The following is a 22,710-nucleotide window of genomic DNA, read 5'->3' on the forward strand; positions in this document are numbered from 1 at the left end:
AGTGTGCCAGGCGCCCGAGCGAACGGACCGACCCGGGCGGAAGATGGACCCATGAGCACCGAAGGGAACCCTGCCTCCCGCGCCGACGCCTCCGAGCCCGACGAGGAGACCCGGCAGCGCGTCCGCCGTCTCCTCGCCGCCTCCTCCGGGAGGGTCTCGCAGCCCCGCCCGCCCCGCCACCCCGAGGGAGACCCGCGGGTCGGCGGCGACCCGAGCAAGGCACCGACCTCGCTCTCGGCGGCGGAACTGCACCCGATCGAGGGCGACTCGAGCGGGACCTCCTGGGACGACCCCCGGGAGCTCTAGCCCTACCGCGGGAACCTGTCGGCCGTGACGGGGATCAGGCGCGGCATCCCGGCAGGCGCGACCTCGCTGAGCGCCAGGTAGCGCGCCTCGGCACGGTGCAGGCGGATGTGCTCGTCCAGCGACCACTCCGGGCCGTTGGTCAGCACCATGCCGCACGAGCAGTCGATCTCGACGCGCCCGTCCTCCAGATGGCGCACCTGGCCCACGGTCACGTGGGAGGCGCGGGCGTGCGCCTTGGCCCGGCGCATGCTGGCGCTGACGGCCGGCTCGTGAGGATCCACCCCGGGAGCCTAACCGCCGCCCACGGCGGCCGGGTGTTGCGCGGCGCAGCGCGGCGGCGTCGTGCCCGGGGTGCGCACGGGGCACGCGAAAGGCCCCGGACCGTGGGGTCCGGGGCCTCGACGCTGGTGGGCGATACTGGGATCGAACCAGTGACCTCTTCCGTGTCAGGGAAGCGCGCTACCGCTGCGCCAATCGCCCGAGGGCTGCCCTGAACGTCCCGGGGGACTGGTTCGAAGGCGAACCGAGAGCGGATGACGGGACTCGAACCCGCGACCCTCACCTTGGCAAGGTGATGCTCTACCAACTGAGCCACATCCGCGCGGCCGGTGCTGAGGATCTTGTCCCCGTCTCCGGCGCCTGTGGAACATTAGTCGACCGTTGGCCCGCTGGTCCAATCGCGGCGCTGTGACCTGCGCCAAAGCCGGCCCGCTGGGACCCCGGGGGGAGACGCCGAAGGCCCCGGACCACATGGTCCGGGGCCTTCGCGCGTGGTGGGCGATACTGGGATCGAACCAGTGACCTCTTCCGTGTCAGGGAAGCGCGCTACCGCTGCGCCAATCGCCCGTGCCTGATCGCTCAGGGTGCGAGGTGGGTACGGGATTCGAACCCGTGTATACGGCTTTGCAGGCCGCTGCCTCGCCTCTCGGCCAACCCACCTTGAGACGTGCTCTCCCTGGCGTGCAGAGAGTGGGCCTCCGAGCGGATGACGGGACTCGAACCCGCGACCCTCACCTTGGCAAGGTGATGCTCTACCAACTGAGCCACATCCGCGCGGCCGGTGCTTCGGGATCGTTCCCGGGGCGTCCGGCGCGTACCGAACAGTAGTTCACCGGTGGCGGGGTCGTCCAATCGCTCGTGGTCAGTACCGTTCGCACGTGCACACCTGCGTCGACCGCTCGAGCTCCTGGGCCCGGTTCTCCGGCCGCCTGGCCACCCGGGCGGTCGAGTGCGTCGACATCGAGGCGCAGCCGGAGCGGCTGCGCAGCGGCCTGTGGTTCGTCGTCGTCGACTTCGAGGCGGCGATCGGCGGTGCCGCTGGCGGCTCCACGGGGCGAGCGGGGCGGGCGCGCGCCTGGCGGTTCGCCGAGGTGCGCGACGACGACGGCACCGCCGCCGGCCCAGGGTGGGCTGGACCGGCCGTCGGCACGTGGCGCAGCTCCCTCGACCAGGCCGCCTACGAGGCGGCCGTGCGTCGCGTGCGCGAGCACGTGCGCGCGGGGGACGTCTACCAGGCCAACGTCTGCCGCGTCCTGGAGGCCCCTCTGCCCGTGGCGGCCGACGGCCGCGAGCCCGACGCCGCAGGGCTGGCCCGCGTCCTGGCCGCCGGGAACCCCGCGCCGCACGCCGCGGCCGTGCACGTGCCGGGCGGCGGTGGCGTCGACCCCGTGTGGGTGGTCAGCGCATCCCCGGAGCTGTACCTCTCGCTGCGCACCGACGCGGGCCGAGGGGTGCTCGGCTCCGGGCCCATCAAGGGCACCGCCCGCACGCCGGAGGGGCTGACGGAGAAGGACCGCACCGAGAACGTCATGATCACGGACCTGGTGCGCAACGACCTGCAGCGCGTGTGCCGGCCCGGCACCGTCGAGGTCACCGACCTGCTGGCCGTGGAAGAGCACCCCGGGCTCGTGCACCTGGTCTCCCGCGTGCGCGGCGTGGTGGCCGGCGACGTCGCGGGCGCGCCCGACCTCTGGCGCCGCCTCCTGGACGGCACCTTCCCGCCCGGGTCCGTCTCGGGCGCACCGAAGTCTTCGGCGCTGCGCCTCATCGGCGAGCTCGAGCCCGTGCCCCGCGGCCCCTACTGCGGGGCCGTCGGGTGGGTCGACGCCGACGCCGGGACGGCGGAGCTCGCCGTCGGCATCCGCACGTTCTGGTGGGAGCGCACCGGGACCGAGGGCGAGGGGGTGCTGCGGTTCGGCACCGGCGCCGGCATCACCTGGGGCAGCGACCCCCGGTCCGAGTGGCACGAGACGGAGCTCAAGGCCGCCCGCCTCGTCGGTCTCGCCAGCAGGCAGGCGCTCCCGCAGGGGTGAGACGTGCGGCACACTGGCCCGCATGACGTTGGTGATCTGGGCGGACGGACGGTTCGTCGAGGAGGGTGAGGGCGCGCTCAGCGCGGTGGACCACGGCATCACCGTGGGGGACGGCGCGTTCGAGACGTGCACGATCGTGGACGGGCAGGCCTTCGCGCTGAGCCGGCACCTGCGCCGCCTCGGGCGCTCCCTGGCGGGCCTCGGCCTCGCCGCCGTCGACGAGGGCCTGGTGCGCGAGGGTGTCACCGCCGTGCTGGGCCGCGCCGGCCGCATCGACGGGCGCCTGCGCATCACCGTCACCGCAGGGGTCGGGCCGCTCGGCTCCGGGCGCACGGGCGCTGCCGCCACCCTCGTCGTCGCCGCCGCGCCCTCCGAGATCGCCGCCGAGGGGCGCGCGGCGCGCTCGCCCTGGACCCGCAACGAGCGCTCCGCCGTCGCCGGGCTCAAGACGACGTCGTACGCGGAGAACGTCGTCGCCCTGGCCGAGGCGGTGGCCAAGGGCGCCGACGAGGCGCTGCTCGCCAACACCACAGGTGATCTCTGCGAGGGCACCGGCTCCAACGTGTTCGTGGAGAGGGGCGGCGAGCTGGTCACCCCGAGGCTCGACTCGGGCTGCCTCGCCGGCATCACCCGCGAGCTGCTGCTCGAGTGGGGGCAGGAGGCGGGCCTGCCCGTGCGCGAGGCCAGGGCGGGGGAGCTGCCCTTCTCCGTGCTCGACGGGGTCGAGCGCGGCCGGGCGCGGCTCCTCCTGACCTCCTCGGGCCGCAACGTGCAGCCCGTCACCTGGCTGGACGGCACCGAGCTGCCCGCCGGGGAGCTCTCGCTCGCCGCGCAGGAGCTGTTCGCCCGGCTGCAGCGCGAGCGCCTCGACCCCTGAACCAGCCCCTGAGCAGTGCTGCCGCCTGCCAAGATCGGCAGGAACTCGCGGGTGGCGCAAGGGGGCGGGGAGCCGGTTTGGTCCCAGGTCCGATCTGTGGCTAATATCGTCCACGCACTCGGGCGATTGGCGCAGTGGTAGCGCGCTTCGTTCACACCGAAGAGGTCACTGGTTCGAACCCAGTATCGCCCACGCGAGGAAAAGGCCCGGTGACCTGGGCGGATGCTCAGGTCACCGGGCCTTCGTCATGCGGCCAGTTCCGGCTTTGGATAGTTCTTGGACAGTGACTCCGCGAAACGTGCGGCATGCAGAGGGGTCGCCACGGGTCGAGGTCGTGGTCGAAGTCGAGAGTCATCGCCGCGGAGGCGTGACCGAGCATCCGTTGTAGCGCCTTGATGTGCGCGCCAGCGGAGAAGGCGAGCGAGGCCGTGGTGTGCCGTAGGTCGTGCGGAGTCAGCCTGGGGAAGTCCCGGTCGCCGTCCACCCGAGCCCGGCGTTGACCCAGTCGGCGAGGTCGAGTGCGCCTTGCACCGCGCCGAGCGAACTCCAAGTCTCGGCGTCGGCGATCCCCGTCGCCGGCTGATCGATGTAGCGCTGCCATGCCTCGACCGCCCGGACGGTCCTGTGTCAAAACACACCGTTCTGCGCCGCGGGCGACAGGTGGAGCGCGCGCTGGAGCGTGGACGCCGCGGCGCCGGCGAAGTTGACGGCCGGGGTGAAGGTGCGGCCGCACGTGGTGTCTTGCTGCAAAATGCCGCCCTTGGGGCCGATGAAGACGAGTGCGTCGGGTCCTTGGCCTTCGATGGCCTTGGCGAGCACGTCGGTGAGGAACTCGGGCAAGGGCGCCTGCCGCGACTCGTGGCTCTTCGGAGTGCCCCACATGAGGGTTCCGTTGAGGTCGACGAAGTTCTCGACGACGGCCAGGCGCGGCGGGCCAGGTCAACGCGGCCCACCTGGAGCGCGGCCATCTCTCCCACCACAGGCCCGTGTAGGCGAGCAGCAGGACCTCGGGTGCGAACCACCCCGCCGCGTCGGCCAGTCGGGACTCCTGCCTGTGGGTCAGGTAGACCCGAGGTTTGTGGACTCGTCGGGGCAGCGGCACGCCCTTGGCCGGGTTGGTGACGATGCGCCGGTCGCGGACCGCGTCGTCAGGATGAGCGAGAGCATGTTGTGTGCGCGCCCGACGGTGGCTGCTCCTCGCTTGGCCGCGAGCTGTGCAACCCACTCGCGGATCACGGTGTGCTGGATGTCGGCGACATAGATGTCCGGCGTCGTCTCCTAGGACACTTGAGGTGTCGCCCAGGAAGCGTCCATGCGTGTCCATACCGATCACGGCATGTTTCTGGACACGTAGGACACTTCGGGACGGTTCGCCCGCTGGTCGCGCGTGCGTTGCTGGGCGGCGTAGCACTCGGCGAACTCTCGACGGCTACGTTCAGGCTCGGCTCGAATCGAAGAGGTCGACGGGCACGGATACGGCGGTAGCGGCTCATGTCCAGGCGTTCAACTTCCCGGTTTGAAGGTCGCGTCTCGTGTTACCGACGAGGCAGCAGACCCGGAACGGGCTCCGGGAACGACTGGTCAGGGATGCGCTTCAGTTCTTCGAGGCGGCCGTAGATCTTCGCCTCGAAGGTCGCGAACGACAGCTCAGGTACCGGCTCGTCGTAGACCCCTTGACCTCGCTCAGATGCAGCGACGACGGCGCCGTCATACATGCGCTCCTTCAGGAGTCGCTGGTAGGTCACGCGGTATCGGTCGAGGTAGGAGATGCCGTCGAACTCCGGGTCGGTGGGGAACAGTGCTGACCCACCGCGTAGCGGTGTCGTGGACTTGGGCGACTTCTCCAGGATCAGGACGTAGCCGAGCCACGGCCTATGCCCGCCGAACGCTTCCGCCTCGTGCGCACGCCACAAGTCCGTAGCGTTCCCCAGGGACTCTTCGGTGCGGTTGTTGTGGTTGTTGCCGATGGACCCAACCTGTGACTTGAACTCGATGGCAGCGATGAGGAGACCGCGGTACGTGACGACCAGGTCCCAGTTCTTCGCCCTGCGGTACCAGCCGGGCAGGGTGTGGTTCCCGCCACGCAGCACCGTCAGGTCTTCGCCGATTCCGGGGTGCTCCTCGAAGACGGAGGCGACGGCCTCCTCCAGCGGCACGAGGTGCTTGCCACCGGTCACGTCGGAGCGGGTTCCGGCGTCCTGGATGATGCCTGCCGCCGCTTGCCGGGCACCTTGTGCGTCTCGAATGGCCCAGTGCTCCCGGACTGCGTCGTCGTAGATCTCCCGCGTCACTAGTGCCGGCGCTCCTTGGATTGTTGTTTTACCTGTTCAGTCGCACACTACCGAACCCCAGGATCGGCCTGTGACAAGTCGACGTCCCGGGTCAGAGTTCACCCTCGGGCAGTCCGTACGCCGCCTCGGCGGCGCGGGTGGCAGCATCCCGATCACGGGTCCGGAACGCCGCGCGAAGCTGGCCCTGCACATCGTCTGAGATGGACTCCGGAGCGGGGACTCGGATCTTGCGCAGGTACTGGGCCTGGAACCGGAGGGTGCCACCACGCATCTTCACGCCGAACGCCTCGATGAACGTCTCGGCGATACGCGATAGCAGTAGCCCGCCGAGAACTTCAAGGTCCCAGCCAGTGGAGACGATGTAGTACAGGTTGTGGTGTGGGTAGTAGCCGCCTGGCTCGTACACCGGCGTGATCTGTGCCTTCATGTCCTGCAGCAACAGCTTCGGACGCTTCGCAAGGCCCGGATAGACCCTATCGATCGTCCGATGCCAGGCGGCGGGGTTGCGGCGTGCGACGAACCGCTTCCGAACGTCCTCGTGTGACGAGAGTGCCTTTTCCATCCTCGGGTAGTCGGTGAGATTGACCAGTGCGCCCGTCTCGTCCCACGGGTTGATGAGCACCTTCTTCGGTGGCGTGAGCACCCCGGAGCGGATGTCATCAGCCATGACGATCGGCAGCAACCGGTCTGGCTCGACGTCCGCGTCGGGCGCCACGACGTACGCCTTGTCGGCGCCGGTGGCGACACCAATCGAGATCTTCGTTGTCCCGCCGGTCTGTTCCAGAACCGGGAAATGCTCCTGCAGGTACTCGAGGAGTCGGATGCGATCGGGGCCGCCCGCGGGCCACAGGTCTTCACCTTCGAACCAGGAGGCGAGTCGTGCGCCCTTCCAGCCGCTTCCCTCGGCTTCGTCTTCACCCGAGCGTACGAACGCCACGGCTTGCTTTGCGCCTGGTGCGCCGAAGGTCGCTTTGGTGTCCAGGACCGTGACCGAACCCTGAGGCCTGTTCGCCAGCACAGTGATGGCCGGATACGCGGAGACCTCGGCGTGGAAGGCGTCCACGTCGTGCATCTGCCACAGGGTGTCGACGGCGTACCGCTTGGCAATCAGTCCCCGTAGCTTGGCGCCGTACGCATTGCGCATCCATCGGTCCGCGCAGATGAACCCCAGCATCCCGCTAGGCTTCAGCATCGCCAGGGAGCGCTCGAAGAACCCGACGTAGATGTCGGAGCGTCCGACCATGGTCGGGTACTTTGCCCGGTAGGCAGCGACGGTTGCGCGGTCCAGGTCGTCGAACCGGATGTAGGGCGGATTGCCGACGACGAAGTCGGCCGGAGAGTCCTTGCTCACGGACGTGCCGGCGCTGAGGGCCTCACCGAGGCTCAGGAGATCGGTGTCATCGAGCAGGAAGTCCCCGACGTGGAGCCACGACTCGGCCAGCATCCGCGCGGTCGCTTCATCGCCGCCGGTGGCGGTCAGCCGTTCGACCACTAGGGCGCGGGACGTCTCGACATGGGAGCGCTGGAGGTCATACCCGCGGATCGCTCCGGTCAAGCTCTCCAACGGCACACCGCGGGCGGCGGCTGAAGCGGTGAGCCGATCAACGACGGGGCCGAGAAAGGCGCCCGACCCTACGGACGGCTCTACCAGCGTAGTGGCGGCCAGGTCGCGGTCCGCCGTGTAGCCAACGAGGTCAAGGATCGTGTCGACCACCCACCGGCGCGTGAATACCTCGCCATACTCAATCTCCCCCTTGGGTGACACTGCCATGCCGCGCATCCTCGCATGGGCCACCGACGACAGCCTCGATCCCCTGTGGAGGACGCCTCCGACGGCCCGCGTGCACCGCCCTGACCGCAGCGGCGTGAGCGTCGTAGAGCGTGGACCTACGCAAATCCACTCCGGCGGACCGCTGATTGACCAACCCTCACGTGCGAAGAGCCCCGTGTGGCGAGCCTCCACCGTCAGTATCGCCACTTCGAACTTATGCCGACCGGGGTCCGCGGCAGCAAACGAGAAACCGGAGTCCGAGGGCACGGATCCCGCGTCTTTCACTTGGTCGTGAGCCACAAGATCACCGTTGGCGCAAACCACCTATGGCCACTTGCGCTCCTCGGCCAAGGCACGTTCAGATGTAGCCGAGGTGGAGCGCCTCGAGCTGTTGCGCAAAGACGCCGGCACGTTCGTGCGGCTCTATGATCTAATGAGCCAGGTCGTCGACTACGGGTCGACATCGCTGGAGAAGCTCAGCGTGTTCCCGCGCCAGCTCGTACGGGTCATCGCCGTTGACCGGGTCAGCGGCGAGGTTGACCTCTCCGACGCCGTACTCAGGCGCGTCCAGCAGTTCGACGGCGGACGGGTCGACCTAGGACCCGTCCAGAGACGCGGTGCTCACCCCGGCCAGCGGTGCTGGTTCGGGCGCGAAGCGGGATCCAAAACATGGTCGCGCTCAACGAGATTATCGCGCGCATCAATACCCTGGCCGCCGGCGGCTTCGAGCCTGGCACCGTCGAAGAGTTCGTTCGGTCGGCCGCCGCCGAGGCGTCTCGTGATCCCCAGGTGGTCGAGGAGATCGAGGCCAACGAGATCGATCAGTTCCGCGAGAGCCCCACCGTGCCGAACGAGGTCGTCGCAGCAGTCATCGACGTGCCCGGCCTCGTGGAGAGGATGACCGGCGGCGCCATCGGAAACCCCGCGATCCTCGCCGCCGTCGCCGGGGGCGTACCTGCTTCACAAGGTCCCCAGCGCTGCGTAGGCGCCGTGACCCTCACGCAGCACTGTGCGGCCGTCACGGTTCTGGGCGCCCGGAGGGCGACGGCCACCCCCGCAACCCAAGCTGGCCGACTGCAGAGCGGGTTGCGGCACTCCGCTTGGGCCCAACGGCAAATGATGTGATGGTCAGCTCCAAAAGAGATACGATCGGTCCTGAGTTCGCTGGACCGGCTTCCCGTCGATCGTCGCGATGTTCCCCAGCAGCCGGTGGCGCTGACTCACAAGCCAGTCCGACTCGACCGCGGACTTGACGTACTCCCATCCGGGCTGTCCGCTCTCCTTCGTCGAGCCCTCCTGCTCGCGGGCGTCGACCAACTCCCAGAGACCGACAACCAAGGGCTTACGTCCGTCTCTGGGATTCGGTGCGAGAGCGATCAGGACGACGCGCTCGTCGTGGCCAGCGGCGCGGATCTCGTCTACGCGTCGCCGTGCGGTCTTGCTCCATAGTTGCCGAGAGTTCTCCCAGACGGCACTGTCGCTCGCGGAGATCAGGGTCCCGGTGAGGTCGGTGCCGCCCCACAGTCCGTCAACCGGGACGCGAATGTATCGGCGCTTCTCGTCGAGCTCCTGCTCGGTGGCGTTGGCAATCCGTTCAAAAGCCGTGCCGTCGATCGCTCGGATGCGGTGTCCGTCCACCTCGTTTCCGCGGCCCTTCATGCCGAGCGCGGCGATTATGCCTGCCTCGATATCGAACGCGCGAGCCTCTGACAGGAGTCCCTGGTCGGCGTCCGCGAGCACCGTAATTTGGACGCTAGCGCCGAGCTCCCGGATCTTGTGCAGGGTCCGCTCCTTGACGGACGCATTGACGTCGTCGGCCAGCACGGCCCAGGCGTTGAGCTCGTGGTCGAGCGCCCGCTGTCGCTTTCCTTTTCCGACGTAGAAGATCGAGCTCCGTGGGTCTGCTATGCGGGGGTCGCGGAGCAGGTATACGTAGTACGCGCTTTCGGGCATGGCAGTAAGCGTGGCACAGAAAGTGCGATGAAGATGTTACGAACACAGTACGACTTGCTGGTGCGCGCGGGAGGATCCCTCGCGCGTCGGTCACGGGCGGAACGGGAAACCGGGACTGGTGCCGACGCTCGAGACCGACCATGCACGATCTGGCGACAAGCAGAGGACCCGGCAGAGTGCGGCGGTGTGTCCGCGCAATCTGGGCTGCGCACGTCGCCACCCGCACACGGCTGACCGGGGCGGACGTAGTCGGTGAGCTATGCACTTCGGGGCCGCGCCACTCCTTCGCCCTGGACGTCCTGTGTGACGCAGATGAGAACGCGTCGGGCGGACGATTCCTGGCAGGCTGCGCGAACGTTGAGGCGCGCCGTTCACAGCCCTGATGTCGGTGGCTTCGAACCGCTTCGACCGTCACACCGGTCGGTTCGATCTGGGCGTTATGATCCTGCCCCCGCGCGCGCCACAGCCCCAATCCTTGTCATGGACAGTTTGTGGACAGTGGGAGCAGGCATCCCCATCCATCTTGAGCCACGTCGAGAGGACTTGGTCGTTGGGCTTTGGGACGCCAAGCCCCTGGCCTCGGGCTTGAAGCGAGTTCACACCGAAGAGGTCACTGGTTCGAACCCAGTATCGCCCACCGATGCTAGAGAGCCCCTGGACTGCACACCAGGTCAGGGGCTCTGTCGTGCGTCCAGCGCTGGTCGGCCGCGGGAATCCGGGCCGCAGGTCTGCACGGCGCCGGCGGCAGTGCGCGGTGGATCACGGGTCCGGTGCTCGGCACGAACGGTGGCGCGCCCCTGGGCCGGTCGCTGGTGCTCGGGAGGCGACCGGGAGGCGGCGTCCATACGCTCGGCAGATGGAGCAGCCACTGACTCGTTCAAGTGACAGCGCGGCCCAGGTCCCCGTCGCCTCCCCGGTGGACGTCGCCCGCGCCGTGGCCAACGTCCTGCTGCCGATGGCGGCGAGCGGCGCCATCGTGCGGCGGCCGCGCGTGATGGCGCTGCGGCAGCGCCTGCAGCTCGACGCGCGGGCGGTCAAGGAGATGCAGCGTCTGCGGGAGCGGTACGGGCCCGGCCCCGTGCAGGTGATCCCGGGCCGGCGCATCAGTCTCGTGTTCGAGCCGCAGGACGTGCACCGGGTCCTGAACGGCTCCCCGGAGCCGTTCACCCCGGCGAGCCTGGAGAAGCGGGGGGCGCTCGGCCACTTCCAGCCCGCCGGCGTGCTCGTCTCGTCGGCCGAGGAGCGGGCGCACCGGCGGCCCTTCAACGAGAAGGTGCTCGAGCAGGGCCGCCCCGTGCACCACCACGGCGAGAAGATGGCCGCTGCGATCGCCGAGGAGGTCGAGGCCCTCCTGGGCCACGTCGAGTTCACCGGGACTCTCACGTGGGACGACTTCGCGGTGATGTGGTGGCGCATGGTGCGGCGCATCGTGCTGGGGGACAGCGCCCGGGACGACGAGCGCGTCACCGACGACCTGCTGCGGCTGCGCAAGGACGCCAACATGTCCTACCTCAAGCCGCGACGCGTGCTGCGGCGGCGCCGCTTCCTCGAGGGCCTGCAGAAGTACGTGGACCGTGCCGAGCCGGGGAGCCTGGCCGAGATGGTGGCCACGACGCCCGCCCACCCGGACACCCAGCCCGTCCAGCAGATCCCGCAGTGGCTGTTCGCGTCCGACGCCGCGGCGTGGGCGAGCTTCCGGGCGCTGGCGATGCTGTCCGCCTACCCGGACGCCGGTGCGCGCGCCCGCGAGGAGGTGCCCTCCGCCCCGGACCTGCCCTACCTGCGCTCGTGCGTGCTGGAGTCGCTGCGCCTGTGGCCCACGACGCCGCTGATCTTGCGCGACACCACCGAGGACACGAGGTGGGAGAACGGCACGCTGCCCGCCGGGTCCTCCATCGTGATCTTCGCCCCGTTCTTCCACCGCGACGAGACCCGGGTCCCGGAGGCTCACCGGTTCGAGCCGGAGCTGTGGCTGCGGGAGCGCACCGACGAGGACTGGCCCTTCGTGCCGTTCAGCGGCGGGCCGGCGATGTGCCCGGGCCGGAACGTGGCGCTGCTGATGGCGAGCAACGTGCTCGCGCACCTCGTGAAGGACCGCCGCTGGACGGTGAGCGGCGCGCCGCCCCTGGGGCCGGAGCGGCCCGTGCCGGCGTCGTTCAGCCCCTTCGGCCTGACGTTCACGCCCGCCTGAGCCGCACGCGCCGCCCTGACCTCGGGCCGCTGTGTCCAGGCGCCGGCTGCGGCGCTGCGAGCGGCGCCAGGCACGGCCATGCTGGAGACGGCCCTGACCACGAGACAGGAGAACCACATGTCGGACCAGACCACCCCGCAGGACCCCACGACGCAGCACCCGGAGCCGGAGCAGCCCGCCGACGACCTGCAGCCTCCGGGCCGCACCGGTGAGATGTCGCAGGAGCCGGACCACGGCGAGCACACGTACGAGGGCTCCGGGCGGCTCGAGGGCAAGCGTGCGTTGATCACGGGCGGCGACTCCGGCATCGGCCGTGCCGTGGCGATCGCGTTCGCCCGCGAGGGGGCCGACGTCGCGATCTCCTACCTCCCGGAGGAAGAGGAGGACGCGCGCACGACGGCGCACTGGGTCGAGGACGCGGGCCGCCGCGCGGTGCTGCTGCCCGGTGACATCAGGGACGAGGAGTTCTGCACGAGGCTCGTCGCGGACGCCGTGGAGGGGCTGGGCGGACTCGACGTGCTGGTGAACAACGCCGCCTACCAGATGGCGCAGCCCGACGGGCTGCGGGGCATCACCACCGAGCAGCTCGACCGCGTGCTCAAGACGAACGTCTACGCGCTGTTCTGGATCACCAAGGCCGCGCTGGACCACCTGCCGCGCGGTGGCGCGATCATCAACACGACGTCGGTGCAGGCGTTCGAGCCGAGCCCGCCGCTCCTGGACTACGCCTCGACCAAGGCGGCCATCCTCAACTTCACCAAGGGCCTGTCCCAGCAGCTCGCCGAGGAGGGCATCCGCGTCAACGCGGTGGCCCCGGGGCCCATCTGGACGCCGCTCATCCCCGCGACGATGCCGGACGAGAAGGTCGAGCAGTTCGGTGGGGACACGCCGCTGGGCCGTGCGGGCCAGCCCGCCGAGCTCGCCCCCGCGTACGTGTTCTTCGCCTCCCAGGAGTCGAGCTACATCACCGGGGACCGCATCGGCGTGACGGGTGGCCGGCTGCTGTGAGCGGCCGTTCCTGAGCCCGGCCCCACGCGCAGCCCCACGCGCAGGCCCTCGCCGCGACCGGTCGCGGCGAGGGCCTGCGTCGTCGTGCGCTCACGCGGCGAGCGCGAGCTCCCGCGCCCGCGCGTGGCGGCGCGCTGCCGACCGGCGCTGGTGCAGGGCCCCGGCGGCGACGACGGCCAGGACCGCCAGCCCTCCGCCGACGAGCGTGGCGCGCGGTCCCACCACCTCCATGAGCAGGCCGAGCAGCGGGGGCCCGGCCAGCGCCCAGGCGGTGCTGGCGCTGCGCCACACCCCGAGCACGCGCCCACGCATCGCGGGCGGGGGGTCGGTCTGCAGCACGGTGGCCCCGGCGGTGTCGGAGAGCGACTCGAGCACCGCCATGGGGGCCACGACGACGACCAGGACCAGGAGGGTGGGGGAGAGCCCCGCCGCCACCTGGAGCGCCGCACCGGCGGCGGCGAGGGCGGTCACGAGCCGGACCGAGGGGCGGCGCAGGCGCCCGGCGAGGAACGCCCCCACGATGCCGCCGACGGCGAGCACGGACGCCACCGTGGCGAAGTCCTGGGCGCTGCCGGCGAGCGCCCCGGTGACGAGCACCGTCAGCGTGAGGGTGTAGTTGCGGCCGAGGACGGCGCTGACGGCCGTCACGACGAGGAGCGCCACGAGGCGGGGGCGGCCGCAGAAGTAGCGCAGCCCGCCGGTCGGGGCGGGGTTCTCCTCCCGAGGATGCTCCTGCCCAGCATCCTCCTGCAGTGCAGCGCGGCCCGGGGCTGGAGCGTCTGCCGGTGCGGCTGCGGCCGGGCGGTGCAGGCGCAGGAACGGGACGACGGCGGCGACCATCAGGAACGAGCAGCCGTTGACGAGGTAGGCGGGAGCCGGGCCGGCGACGGCGAGGGCGGCACCGGCCAGCGCGACGCCCACGAGGCGGCCTGCGCTGTTGACCACGGACCCGATGCCGATCGCGGACGGCACGTCGTCCACGGGCACGAGGTCGTTGCCGAGCAGGGCGGTGGCGGGGCCGTCGATGGTGGCGACGACGCCGGTGAGGGCGGAGAGCGCGAGCAGCAGCGGGAGGGTGAGCAGGTCGAGGCCGACGAGCGCGGCGGTGGTCAGGCCGACGACGCCGAGGACGGTCTGGCTGGTGGCGACCACCACCTTGCGGGGCCAGCGGTCGACGACGGCGCCGCCGGCGAGGCCGAGCAGCAGGCCGGGGGCGGCCTGGACGGCGAGCGAGAGTCCGGTGGCGGCGGGGGAGCCGGTGATCTGCAGGACGAGGAGGTTCTGGACGGTCATCTGCATCCAGGTGCCGGTGCTCGAGACGGCGTTCGCCCCGGTCCACCAGCGCATGGCGGGGTGGCGCAGCGCCCGCCAGGGGGAGCGGCCGGTGTCCGGGCGGCGGTGGAGGAGGGCGGTGCGGGGTGCGCGCAGGCGCACGCGGAGGTCAGGCAGGTGCACGGGGGGCTTTCGACGAGGCAGGCGGCCACCGGCGGAGCGTTCACGCGGGCGGCGAGGAGCCCGCATTCAACCAACCGTCTCCGTGGTCGATCCACCTGCGGGATGCGATCGTGACCAAGGTCCTAGGCGGCCGAGGGTGCGCGCCCGGGTCGTCAACAGGGGGTTGACGATGGTGTCAACCCCCTGTTGACTGTGGGTGTGTCGTCGGACCTGGCGTGGCGCAGCGCCCTTCCCCACCGTGAGGGGGCGGAGCTGGCCGCTGCTCAGGACCGGCTCGAGGCCGCTGGTCTCGCGCCCGAGGACGTCACGCACGTGCTGGCCGACCTGGGCGACGAGCTCCACGGGCAGGGCGAGTCCGGCGACCCCCTGCGGGCGGCGCTCCTGTGGGGCGAGCTGGGCGCGTACCTCGCCTACGCCCAGGAGCGGGCGGCGTCCGGTCGGCGGTCCTCGTACGCCAGGCTCGCGCAGACCGCGAGCCTGGCCCGGGTGGCCGCGCAGCTCGGCGTCTCCCGCCAGGCCGTGCACAAGACAATGGGGGCGCGCGACAGCCAGGACTCCTACGTCGCGACGCTCAGCATGAGAGGACGGAGGCCCCATGGTGGCTAGCACTGGTGGGGCATCGCTGGACGGCCGCCCGGCCGACGCACGCCCCTTCCTGCTGCGGCTCGGCCTGGCCTTCGGCCTCTACCGGGTCGCCGCCGTCGGCGGCGCGCTCCTGCTCGGCGGCACGTTGCGCATGACGGGCGAGGCCCGCGTCGTGGGCACCGGCCTCGTCGTCGCCGCGGTGGTCGCCGGGGTCCTCGCCGCGCGCGAGGCCCGCAAGCGAGCGCACTGGCACCGCGAGCCGGGGGACGGCGTACCGATCCCCGCGTCCGTCGCGGGCGCCCTGGTCGACGCCGGCCTCGTCATCGCCCTGGCCTGGCAGCTGCCGCTCGGGGTCGGCACCTCCGGGGTGTTCCCGGGTGCCGCCGTGGCCAAGACGGCCGCGCTGGTGCTCACGGGCGTGTCCGTCGCGCTCGTCGTGCGCAGCCGCAGGCCCCACGCCCTCGTCGGCGAGACCATCACCTGGCTGTGCACCGTGGTGCGGGTCGCCGCCGCCGGCGGTGCGTGGGTCCTGGCCGACCGCGTGGTCCCGCCCACCTGGCGGGTGCAGCAGGCGGTCGAGATCCTCGTCGTCGCCGCGGTGCTCGCCGTGCTCGTCACCGTGACCGCGGTGATGGTGCGCCGCCTCGTCCAGGGGCGGGACGATGACTGAGCGTCCCACGCCCCGCGGTGTGCCCTCAGGGGTGGCGGACCGTGCCCGAGGCCGCGTGCGCGCGGTAGGCGTCGCCCGAGTCCGGGTCCCACAGCTGGAAGCGGTAGGTGCCCTGCGCGACGCCGCGCCAGACGTAGCTGCCGCCCCCGCAGCTGACCGTGCGGACCGTCCCCACCTGGCTCCAGCCCACCGCACCCTGGCGGTACAGGGCCAGGCGGTGCGTCTTGCCGCCGCAGTTGCTGATCGAGGCGATGTCCACCCACACGTCACCGGCCGCACCGGTCGTCCACGTGCGCGAGTAGACGCTCACGTCGTACGTCGAGCTCCAGCCGAACGAGCCGGCCGCCAGGACCGAGACGCGGGACTGCGCCGAGGCTGCGGCGACCGGGTCCTGGGAGGTGAAGGTGGCGCCGTCGGAGTACACCAGCGTGGTCGAGCCGTCCTCGTGGGTCACGACGCGATCGGGCTCCGACGTCGCGGGGGTCTCGCCGGCACCGCTCGTCGCGCTCGTCGAGCCGTCCGAGGAGCCTGGGTCGGCGCTCGCGGGCCCCGTGCCCAGCGGGCCGGCGACCAGCGCCGCCGCCGCGAGGAGGGTGATCGTGCGTAGCGACAGTGCTCTCATGACTGCTCCCTCGTGCCGTCTTGACGTCCAGCGTGACGCCAGCAGGAGGCTACCGCCCAGCTGTACCGCCGGTGCAACGACGAAAGCGAGCTGCCGATGAACGGTCGACGTGAGCTCAGCCTCGAGGAGGAGCTGGACCGGGCCGTGCTGCTGGAACGGTTGCGCCGGGTCCAGGCGGCGCGCCGCGCCTCCACGCTCCAGCCGTCGCCCCGCCGTGCTCGCGCCACGAGCGCGCTGGCCGGGCAGCCCGAGCCCCGCGAGCCGCGGGCCGAAGACTGACGCGTCCGCCGTCCGGGGCTGCCCCTGCCTTTCCGGGCGGCGGACGTGTCGCACCCACGCGCCCTCGCGCTTGATACCTTGGCACCCGCAGAGCGGGACGAAGGTGCAGGCGTGACAGAGGCGATCAACGTCGCGGTCGTCGACGACGAGGAGACGAGCCGCAGGCTGCTGGCGTCCCACCTGGAGCGCTACGAGCAGGAGCACGGCACGCCGCTGCGCGTCACCACGTTCGAGGACGGGGCCCGCATCGCCGAGCCCTACCGGCCCGAGTTCGACGTCGTGTTCCTCGACGTGCAGATGCCCGGCATGGACGGGTTCGAGACGGCGCGCCGCATCCGCGAGCTCGACACCGACGTCGTGCTCGTCTTCGTCACCAACATGGCCCAGCACGCGATCCGCGGCTACGAGGTCGAGGCCCTCAGCTACCTCGTCAAGCCCGTGCCGTACTTCGCGTTCTCCCAGGAGCTGCGCCGCAGCGTCCGGCGCGTGCGCCGGGGCGACCGCGACTCGATCATGCTGCCCGCCGGTGGCTCGACCGCCCGTGTGGACCTCGCGGACGTCCTGTACGTCGAGAGCGACAAGCACCGGATCACCGTGCACGCCCGCGACCGGGCCTACACCCTCACCGGCACGCTCAAGTCCTTCGAGACCGAGCTCGCGGGCAAGGGGTTCTTCCGGTCCAACAGCTGCTACCTGGTGAACCTGCGCCACGTGGTGGGCGTGCACCCCACGAGCTGCGTGATGCGCGGCGGTATCGAGCTCCAGGTCAGCCGTCCGCGCCGGCGCGCGTTCCTCGACGCGCTCACCGACCACGTGGGCGGACGCCTGCCGTGATCACCGAGGTGCTGCCGGACATCCCGCGGGCGTACACGGCGGTCGCGGAGTGGGCGGCCTGCATGACGTACGTGCTCCTGGTGCGGGGCCCGGTGCGGGGCCGGCGCTCCCCGGTGCTGGTCGGTGCGGTCTCGGTCGCCGGCCTCGGCGTGCTCCTGGCGGTGCAGGAGGCCGCCGGGAGGCTGCCGATCTCGCTGTGGACCCTCGGCATGGGCGTCGCCGTCGCGGTGATGTTCGCGTGCATCCGGCTGAGCACCGACGTCTCGCTGCGGGACGCCGGGTACCTGACCGCCCGGGCGTTCGTGCTCGCCGAGCTCGTGGCCTCGCTGCACTGGCAGCTCCACAGCTACTTCCTGGCACCGGCGGGGTCGCCGTCACCCGTGGTCGAGGGCGTGCTGCTGGTGGGCGTGGAGGGCGCGGCGTTCACGGTGGCGTACCTGCTGGAGCGGCGGCACTTCGAGGCGGGACGCCCGCCCGAGGTGGACCTGCGCAGCCTGGCGGGAGCGGTGGCCATCGCGGCCGCCACCTTCTTCATGAGCAACCTCAGCTTCGTCAGCGCCAACACGCCGTTCAGCGGCCGCCCGGGCCGCGAGGTGTTCTACATCCGCACCCTCGTGGACCTCGCCGGCTACGTGGCCCTCTACGCCCAGCAGGGCCACCGGCGGGAGGTGCAGCGGGCCACGGAGGTCGAGGCGATGCGCCGCATGCTCGTCTCCCAGCACGAGCAGTACCTGCGCTCCAAGCGCAGCATCGACGTCGTCAACCGCAAGTACCACGACATGAAGCACTACGTGGCGGCGATCCGGGCCGAGACGGACCCCGTGGCCAAGGCGTCCTACCTGGACCAGCTCGAGGAGTCGATCAGCGGGTACGGCGTCCAGGCGCAGACGGGCAACGCCGTGCTGGACACGATCATCACGGCCAAGACCGCCGAGTGCGGCGAGCGGGGGATCACCCTCACCAGCGTCGTGGACGGCACCGCCCTGTCCTTCATGTCCCCGATGGACCTGAGCGCGCTGTTCGGCAACGCCCTCGACAACGCCGTCGAGTCCGTCAGCGCCCTGCCCTCCCCGGAGAAGCGGCTCATCCGGGTGGCCGTCTACACCCAGGACATGCTCGTCCTGGTGCGCTTCGAGAACTACCACGAGGGCGAGCTCGAGATGGAGGACGGCCTGCCCCGCACCACCAAGGCCGACCGGACCCACCACGGGTACGGCCTGCGCAACATGCGTCAGGTCGCCGAGCGGTACGGGGGCTCGCTCACCGTCCGCGCCGAGGACGGGTGGTTCGTGGTGCGCGTGCTGTTCCCCGTGCCCGCCGCGGGCGCGCAGCAGCGGGGCTGAGGCTCAGTTGAACCCCAGCGCCCGCTGGGCAGCCTTGTAGGCGAGCACCGAGACCTCGCGGCCGGGCCGCCCGGGCAGGTTCACCAGCTGGCCCATGACGCTCAGGCGCAGGCGCCAGTACAGGGCCTCGTCCGCCTGGCGCAGCTCGCGCCAGAACCGGTCCTTCTGCGCGATGGCGTCCCGCGTGCCCGCACGGATCAGCAGCATGGACGAGACCACGCACACGATCCCGACGTAGTGCAGCAGGTAGCGGCGCAGCGCCCGAGGTACGCGAGGGTCGGAGCGCACCGCCGACAGGTGCTCCATCATCATCCGGTTGACCCGCAGCTGCTGGTCGACCCGGGAGATCATCACCGTCTCGTTGACCGACTGGTCCGAGCGGCCGATGAAGTACCGGTACAGGTCCACGTCCAGGTAGTGCAGCCGGCGCACGTGGACCAGCGGCACGAACGCGTACAGGTTGTCCACGTAGAACGTGTGCTCCGGCAGGCGCAGGCCGCTCTCGCGCAGCAGTCCCGTGCGGTACACGAGGGAGTGCATCAGCATGTACTGCGACTTGCGGAACCGGCCCACCTGGTCCCACGTGACGGTGCGGCCCGGCACGAGCGCCTCGGTGTAGCGCACGGCCGCGCGCCGGCGGCGGTCGACGTTCTCGTAGACGTAGTTGGTGACCACCATGTCCGGGGCCTGCGGGTCCCCGGCGAAGCCGCGCAGGGCCTCCCGCAGGCGGGCGAACGCCGCGGCGTCCAGCCAGTCGTCGGAGTCGACCACCTTCAGGTACAGCCCCTGGGCGTGGTCGACGCCCGTGTTGACCGCCGAGCCGTGGCCGCCGTTGGGCTTGCTGACGACCCGCACCACCCCCGGGTACCGCTCGGCGTAGCGGGCGCCGATCGCGGGCGTCTCGTCCCACGACCCGTCGTCCACGATGAGCACCTCGACGTCGGCCACGTCTGTGCCGTCCCCCACGAGGGAGTCGAGGCAGCGGTGCAGGTAGGCGGCGGAGTTGTAGCTGGGGACGACGACCGTCAGCAGCTTGGCAGGGTTCATCGTCGCTCAGCCGAGCCGCTCGGGAGCGGTCGGCGCCGGCGGCACGGGGCCGGGCTCGTCGGTCTCGGGAACACGCTTGAAGATCACCTTGAAGATCGGGAAGAAGACCCAGAACGACAGGGCGGCGTTGATGATCATCGTGACGACGTCGGCGATCGTCTCGCCGGTGCCGCCCAGGCCCCATCCCTCGATGAGGAGATCGTAGATGGGAGCCTTGTAGAACCCCTGCAGCGCCGCGGCGGCGAACGTGATCACGACGTAGGCGACCAGGTACCAGAACGCCGCCCGCCAGATGCTCGTGTTCGACTTGAACGTCACGTTGCGCTGGGCGAAGAAGTTGATCACCTGCGCGATGAGCAGCGTCACCTGCACTGCCAGGAAGTACGCCAGGCCCCCGCCGCCGCCCGGCAGCGGGCCCGCGGCGTAGTCGAACACGAAGTACTGCGACCCGTCGACGTTGGAGCCGACCGGCAGCACCTGGAACGTGGTGTCCACCAGGGCGGTCTGGCCGAAGACCCACTTGAAGGCAGGCATCAGCGCCAGCTGCAGCACCGTCACGCCGTTGCTCAGCATGAAGAACACCAGGAACTGGGCCGTGCCGGGCCGCCGCTCGGCGAACGCGGCCCAGTACTCGCGGATCCGTCGGAACATCGTGTCTCTCTTCGTGGGCCCGTGGGCGCAGCCGCGGGCGGGGAGGTCCGCGCGAGCTGCGCGGCGGGGAGCAGGGGGGGAGCGGCGCCTAGGGCTCGCTGCGGGTCGGAGCGGCCAGCTCGGCACGGGCGCGGCGCTCGGCGCGCGCGGAGCGCACCGCCGCGGACACGAGAGCCCCGGTGCCGCGCAGGAACCGCCCGTTGACGATCGTCAGCACCGCCTCGGCCATCTGGAGGCTCACCCTGCCGTTGGTCATCTTCGCGATGGCCCGGAACGGCATCCCGTAGAGGAACAGCAGATTGAGGTCCGGCTTGCCCTTGGCGCTCGACCGGGCGATCAGGCGGGCCAGGACGGCGTGAGCCGCCCGAGCGAGCGGGCTGCGTGCCCGGCGCATCGCCCCGAGGGGGTCGTTGAGGCGCAGGGACCGGCCCGGCGCCTGCGCCGGCGGCAGATCCCGTCCGAGCAGGACGGCGAACTCCTCGTCCGGCACGTCCGTCACGTCCGCCGCCCGGTAGTGCGGCAGACCGGGCTCGCCCGCCACGGCCGGACCGGTACCGGTGACCACGTGGTCGGCCTGGAGCCGGACGTCCTCGGCGCTCGCCGCGACCATGACCTGCCACGTGCCGCCCTCGACCTCCCAGCGCCCGGAGGCGGTGCTGAAGTGCCGGAACGTCGTGTCGTCGAAGGGGATGGAGACCCGCGAGCTCTCGCCCGGCGCCAGGTGCACCTTGGCGAAGCCGCGCAGCTCGCGCACCGGCCGGTGGACGCCGTCCGAGCCCGCGCGGCCCACGTAGAGCTGGGGCACCTCGGCCCCCGCCACGGCGCCCGTGTTCGTCACGGTGAACGTGACGCCGTCCTCGCGCACCTCGAGGTCGGCGTAGTCGAACGTGGTGTAGCTCAACCCGAACCCGAACGGGAACCGCACCGGGACCCCGGCGGACGTGTAGTAGCGGTAGCCCACGAACAGTCCCTCGCGGTACTCGGCCGTGTCCGCGTCGCTCGGGTGGTAGCGGTGGGCGGGCGTGCTCTCCAGGCGCACGGGGTAGGTCTCCGCGAGCCGCCCGGCGGGCGTGACCGCGCCCGTGACGACGTCGAGCACGCCTTCGGCGCCCGCCTGACCCCCCAGGTAGCCGTGGACGAGCGCGCGGCAGTGCCCCAGCCACGGCATCTCGACCACGGACCCGGCGCTGAGGACCACGACCACCGGGGTGCCGGTGCCGGCGAGCGCCTCCAGCAGGCGCACCTGCGCGTCCGGCAGGCGCAGGTGGCTGCGGTCCTGCCCCTCGGACTCGCTCACCTCGTCGAGGCCCAGGTACAGCAGCACCACCTCCGCCTCGTGCGCCAGCCGCACCGCCTGGTCCACGAGCGCCGGGTCGGGCGCGCCGCCACGGACGAACCCCTGCGCGAAGCCCACCTCGGTGAGGTCCGTCCCGGCGAGCGCGTCCAGCGCCGAGGGCAGCCGGGTCGGGTTGACCAGCGAGGAGCCCGCGCCCTGGTAGCGCGGGGTGCGAGCGAAGTCGCCCACCACGGCCACCCGGGTACCGGGCGCCAGCGGCAGCACGGCGTCGTCGTTCTTGAGCAGGACGGCGCTCGCGGCCGCCGCCTCGCGGGCCAGGCGGTGGTGGGCGTCGGCGTCGGCCGGGGTGCCGCTGCGGCTCCCCACGCGCTCGGCGAGCCGCACCATCTCGGCCACGCGGGCGTCGACGTCGGCCTCCGCCAGCTCGCCGTCCGCCATCGCCGCGACGATGCGCCGGGCGGAGTCGAGACCGGGGGAGGGCATCTCCAGGGTGCCACCGGCACGGACGGCGGCGACCGGGTCGTTCCCGCCGCCCCAGTCGGAGACGACAGCACCGTCGAAGCCCCACTCGTCGCGCAGCACCTGCTGCAGCAGGAACGGGTTCTCGTGGGCGTAGGTGCCGTTGACCTTGTTGTAGCTGGACATGACCGCCCAGGGGGCGGCCTCGCGCACCACGATCTCGAAGCCGGTGAGGTAGATCTCGCGCAGCGTGCGCTCGTCGACCACCGAGTCGCTCGTCATGCGGCGCAGCTCCTGGCTGTTGGCCGCGAAGTGCTTGGGGCACGCGGCCACGCCGCGAGACTGGATGCCGCGCACGTAGGCGGCGGCCAGCCGGCCGGACAGGTGCGGGTCCTCGGAGAAGTACTCGAAGTTGCGGCCGCACAGCGGGCTGCGCTTGATGTTCAGGCCGGGGCCGAGGACGACGTCGACCCCCTGCGCGTCGGCCTCCGCCCCGAGGGCCTCGCCGATGCGCCGGGCCAGGTCCAGGTCCCAGCTGTTGGCCACGGACGCGGCCGTGGGGAAGCAGGTGGCGGGCGCCGACTCTGCGATGCCCAGGTGGTCGGAGGCCCCGACCTGCTTGCGGATGCCGTGCGGGCCGTCCGACAGGAAGAGCGAGCGGATGCCGGCGTGGGCGAGGGCCCGCGTCTCGAACGTGGTGGCGCCGCTGAGCAGCGCCGCCTTCTCCAGGGGTGTCATCGGGTGGGTCATGCGAGGTGC

General features: G+C 71.3%; 21 protein-coding genes, 6 tRNA genes and 2 pseudogenes. 12 read left to right on the forward strand and 17 right to left on the reverse strand.

Annotation, left to right across the window (positions count from 1 at the left end):
- Positions 1-51: 51 nt before the first annotated feature.
- Positions 52-306, forward strand: coding sequence for a hypothetical protein (locus DNL40_RS06960; RefSeq protein WP_111250511.1), 255 nt, complete (start codon positions 52-54; stop codon positions 304-306).
- Between the two features lie 2 nt (positions 307-308).
- On the opposite strand, the gene DNL40_RS06965 is transcribed toward DNL40_RS06960, so the two are convergent.
- From DNL40_RS06965 to DNL40_RS06990, 6 genes are all read right to left on the reverse strand, one after another.
- Positions 309-587, reverse strand: a complete 279-nt coding sequence (locus tag DNL40_RS06965; RefSeq protein WP_179950978.1) for a hypothetical protein — start codon at positions 585-587, stop codon at positions 309-311.
- A 124-nt stretch (positions 588-711) separates the two neighbouring features.
- A tRNA-Val gene (locus tag DNL40_RS06970) sits at positions 712-786 on the reverse strand.
- 48 nt (positions 787-834) lie between these two features.
- A tRNA-Gly gene (locus DNL40_RS06975) sits at positions 835-907 on the reverse strand.
- 170 nt (positions 908-1,077) lie between these two features.
- Positions 1,078-1,152: transfer RNA gene (locus DNL40_RS06980), tRNA-Val, on the reverse strand.
- Between the two features lie 22 nt (positions 1,153-1,174).
- Positions 1,175-1,245, reverse strand: a tRNA-Cys gene (locus DNL40_RS06985).
- A 41-nt stretch (positions 1,246-1,286) separates the two neighbouring features.
- Positions 1,287-1,359: transfer RNA gene (locus DNL40_RS06990), tRNA-Gly, on the reverse strand.
- 104 nt (positions 1,360-1,463) lie between these two features.
- On the opposite strand from DNL40_RS06990, the gene DNL40_RS06995 reads away from it, so the two are divergent.
- The 3 genes from DNL40_RS06995 to DNL40_RS07005 all read left to right on the forward strand — a co-directional run bounded on the left by DNL40_RS06995 (position 1,464) and on the right by DNL40_RS07005 (position 3,687).
- Positions 1,464-2,618, forward strand: a complete 1,155-nt coding sequence (locus DNL40_RS06995; RefSeq protein WP_146252039.1) for a chorismate-binding protein — start codon at positions 1,464-1,466, stop codon at positions 2,616-2,618.
- 22 nt (positions 2,619-2,640) lie between these two features.
- On the forward strand, positions 2,641-3,495 hold the full coding sequence (locus DNL40_RS07000) for an aminotransferase class IV (RefSeq protein ID WP_111250514.1): 855 nt from the start codon (positions 2,641-2,643) through the stop codon (positions 3,493-3,495).
- A 120-nt stretch (positions 3,496-3,615) separates the two neighbouring features.
- A tRNA-Val gene (locus tag DNL40_RS07005) sits at positions 3,616-3,687 on the forward strand.
- A gap of 34 nt (positions 3,688-3,721) precedes the next feature.
- Here the strand turns inward: DNL40_RS07005 and DNL40_RS17000 are convergent.
- From DNL40_RS17000 to DNL40_RS07025, 5 genes and pseudogenes are all read right to left on the reverse strand, one after another.
- A pseudogene (locus DNL40_RS17000) lies at positions 3,722-3,958 on the reverse strand (tyrosine-type recombinase/integrase); the annotation flags it as partial.
- A pseudogene (locus tag DNL40_RS17005) lies at positions 3,949-4,104 on the reverse strand (hypothetical protein); the annotation flags it as partial. The pseudogenes DNL40_RS17000 and DNL40_RS17005, both read right to left, overlap by 10 nt.
- A gap of 18 nt (positions 4,105-4,122) precedes the next feature.
- Positions 4,123-4,335 carry a hypothetical protein gene (locus DNL40_RS07015; RefSeq protein WP_146252040.1) on the reverse strand — a complete coding sequence of 71 codons (213 nt, stop codon included), beginning with the start codon at positions 4,333-4,335 and terminating at the stop codon, positions 4,123-4,125.
- Positions 4,336-5,030: 695 nt separating this feature from the next.
- Positions 5,031-5,786, reverse strand: a complete 756-nt coding sequence (locus DNL40_RS07020; RefSeq protein WP_179950979.1) for a PaeR7I family type II restriction endonuclease — start codon at positions 5,784-5,786, stop codon at positions 5,031-5,033.
- 91 nt (positions 5,787-5,877) lie between these two features.
- Positions 5,878-7,557, reverse strand: a complete 1,680-nt coding sequence (locus tag DNL40_RS07025; RefSeq protein ID WP_218926008.1) for an Eco57I restriction-modification methylase domain-containing protein — start codon at positions 7,555-7,557, stop codon at positions 5,878-5,880.
- Between the two features lie 669 nt (positions 7,558-8,226).
- Here DNL40_RS07025 and DNL40_RS07030 point away from each other — a divergent pair.
- On the forward strand, positions 8,227-8,682 hold the full coding sequence (locus DNL40_RS07030; RefSeq protein WP_146252041.1) for a hypothetical protein: 456 nt from the start codon (positions 8,227-8,229) through the stop codon (positions 8,680-8,682).
- Positions 8,683-8,685: 3 nt separating this feature from the next.
- Here DNL40_RS07030 and DNL40_RS07035 read toward each other — a convergent pair whose 3' ends face one another.
- Entirely contained in the window at positions 8,686-9,510 is an 825-nt protein-coding gene (locus DNL40_RS07035) for a GIY-YIG nuclease family protein (RefSeq protein WP_111250519.1), read from the reverse strand.
- Positions 9,511-10,366: 856 nt separating this feature from the next.
- On the opposite strand from DNL40_RS07035, the gene DNL40_RS07040 reads away from it, so the two are divergent.
- A complete protein-coding gene (locus DNL40_RS07040) occupies positions 10,367-11,701 on the forward strand; it encodes a cytochrome P450 (RefSeq protein WP_111250520.1) in 1,335 nt (444 codons plus the stop codon).
- A 117-nt stretch (positions 11,702-11,818) separates the two neighbouring features.
- Positions 11,819-12,709: an SDR family oxidoreductase gene (locus DNL40_RS07045; RefSeq protein ID WP_111250521.1), complete on the forward strand. Its 891-nt coding sequence runs from the start codon at positions 11,819-11,821 to the stop codon at positions 12,707-12,709.
- Positions 12,710-12,799: 90 nt separating this feature from the next.
- Here the strand turns inward: DNL40_RS07045 and DNL40_RS07050 are convergent, their stop codons facing one another.
- Positions 12,800-14,164 (reverse strand): MFS transporter, encoded by a 1,365-nt coding sequence (locus DNL40_RS07050; RefSeq protein ID WP_218926009.1) that lies wholly within the window; start codon positions 14,162-14,164, stop codon positions 12,800-12,802.
- A 198-nt stretch (positions 14,165-14,362) separates the two neighbouring features.
- Between DNL40_RS07050 and DNL40_RS07055 the strand changes: the two genes are divergently transcribed.
- Complete coding sequence (locus DNL40_RS07055; RefSeq protein ID WP_111250523.1) at positions 14,363-14,770, forward strand: hypothetical protein; 408 nt, start codon at positions 14,363-14,365, stop codon at positions 14,768-14,770.
- Complete coding sequence (locus tag DNL40_RS07060; protein WP_111250524.1) at positions 14,760-15,419, forward strand: hypothetical protein; 660 nt, start codon at positions 14,760-14,762, stop codon at positions 15,417-15,419. The genes DNL40_RS07055 and DNL40_RS07060 overlap by 11 nt, the downstream gene beginning before the upstream one ends.
- Before the next feature lie 25 nt (positions 15,420-15,444).
- Here the strand turns inward: DNL40_RS07060 and DNL40_RS07065 are convergent, their stop codons facing one another.
- Complete coding sequence (locus DNL40_RS07065; protein WP_111250525.1) at positions 15,445-16,041, reverse strand: hypothetical protein; 597 nt, start codon at positions 16,039-16,041, stop codon at positions 15,445-15,447.
- Between the two features lie 96 nt (positions 16,042-16,137).
- Between DNL40_RS07065 and DNL40_RS07070 the strand changes: the two genes are divergently transcribed.
- The 3 genes from DNL40_RS07070 (at position 16,138) to DNL40_RS07080 (ending at position 18,497) form a co-directional block, all read left to right on the forward strand.
- A complete protein-coding gene (locus DNL40_RS07070; protein ID WP_111250526.1) occupies positions 16,138-16,320 on the forward strand; it encodes a hypothetical protein in 183 nt (60 codons plus the stop codon).
- Positions 16,321-16,431: 111 nt separating this feature from the next.
- Positions 16,432-17,154 (forward strand): LytR/AlgR family response regulator transcription factor, encoded by a 723-nt coding sequence (locus DNL40_RS07075; RefSeq protein ID WP_245885731.1) that lies wholly within the window; start codon positions 16,432-16,434, stop codon positions 17,152-17,154.
- A complete protein-coding gene (locus DNL40_RS07080) occupies positions 17,151-18,497 on the forward strand; it encodes an ATP-binding protein (RefSeq protein WP_111250527.1) in 1,347 nt (448 codons plus the stop codon). Before DNL40_RS07075 ends, DNL40_RS07080 begins: the two co-directional genes overlap by 4 nt.
- Positions 18,498-18,500: 3 nt before the next feature.
- Here DNL40_RS07080 and DNL40_RS07085 read toward each other — a convergent pair whose 3' ends face one another.
- The 3 genes from DNL40_RS07085 to DNL40_RS07095 form a co-directional block, all read right to left on the reverse strand.
- On the reverse strand, positions 18,501-19,544 hold the full coding sequence (locus DNL40_RS07085) for a glycosyltransferase family 2 protein (RefSeq protein WP_111250528.1): 1,044 nt from the start codon (positions 19,542-19,544) through the stop codon (positions 18,501-18,503).
- 6 nt (positions 19,545-19,550) lie between these two features.
- Positions 19,551-20,195: a hypothetical protein gene (locus tag DNL40_RS07090; protein WP_111250529.1), complete on the reverse strand. Its 645-nt coding sequence runs from the start codon at positions 20,193-20,195 to the stop codon at positions 19,551-19,553.
- Positions 20,196-20,283: 88 nt separating this feature from the next.
- A complete protein-coding gene (locus DNL40_RS07095; protein ID WP_111250530.1) occupies positions 20,284-22,701 on the reverse strand; it encodes a glycoside hydrolase family 3 C-terminal domain-containing protein in 2,418 nt (805 codons plus the stop codon).
- Positions 22,702-22,710: the final 9 nt, after the last annotated feature.

This window comes from Xylanimonas oleitrophica, from assembly GCF_003244315.1.
Lineage (GTDB): Bacteria > Actinomycetota > Actinomycetes > Actinomycetales > Cellulomonadaceae > Xylanimonas_A > Xylanimonas_A oleitrophica.